At 63.0% G+C, this 676-nt stretch carries 1 protein-coding gene; it reads right to left on the bottom strand.

Going from position 1 to position 676, the window contains the following annotated elements; all coding sequences use genetic code 11:
• Positions 1-20 precede the first annotated feature (20 nt).
• A partial coding sequence (locus M1L53_RS33065) for a major capsid protein (protein ID WP_261949518.1) occupies positions 21-676 on the bottom strand: 656 nt, incomplete at its 5' end.

Genomic DNA, 676 nt, shown 5'->3' with positions numbered 1-676 from the left:
GGTGCGCTCCACCGCAGACATTAAGCAGCCAACCCTGTCACTTTGAGGACACTCAACGGGTTTGTAACCGCGAAGAGTGCGCGGATCGAGGTCTGAACCCAGGTGGATTCCGTTGCCTCGTCACGCCATGTAGTGGTGCGCAGCGGCTGCTCGGTGCGGAACTCGCCGACACCGCGCTCTTCGACGACGTATGCCGAACCGGCTGCAACCTGATTGCTGGCAATCATGTCGGTGTTCCAGTTCGACAGAACATCCTTCCAGCGATCGCCGTAGACGACCTGGAAGTCGAGCATCTGAGCCGGGTTGACGATCCAGAGGTTGAACTCGTTGCCGAGCTCGAACGTCTCCGCCTTGAGCTGCACTGCCGCGAAGTCCGCTGCAGGCTGAGCTGCATTCGACGTCGTGGTCAGGGTTGCAGCCTTCGCGCCCGCCCACGACGTGCCGACAACCTGCACATCAGCGCCGGTGGCGGTGATGCTGGCTTCGAGCGTCGCGATGGCTTCCGCGTGGAGATCGCGGGTGATGCTGTTGCCGAGTTTGCGACCCTCGGTCTCGATGGACGAGAGGTCATTGCGGTCACGGGCCTCGTCGGTGACGCGGAACTTACCGCCTCGCTTCTCGACCTTGGCGACCTTGGGCTCGGGGCGATCGAACGTCGCCTCCGGGAACTCGGCGC

Source organism: Rhodococcus sp. T9N (assembly GCF_024436645.1).
Taxonomy (GTDB): domain Bacteria; phylum Actinomycetota; class Actinomycetes; order Mycobacteriales; family Mycobacteriaceae; genus Rhodococcus_F; species Rhodococcus_F qingshengii.
This window is presented reverse-complemented; position numbering and strand designations above follow the sequence as displayed.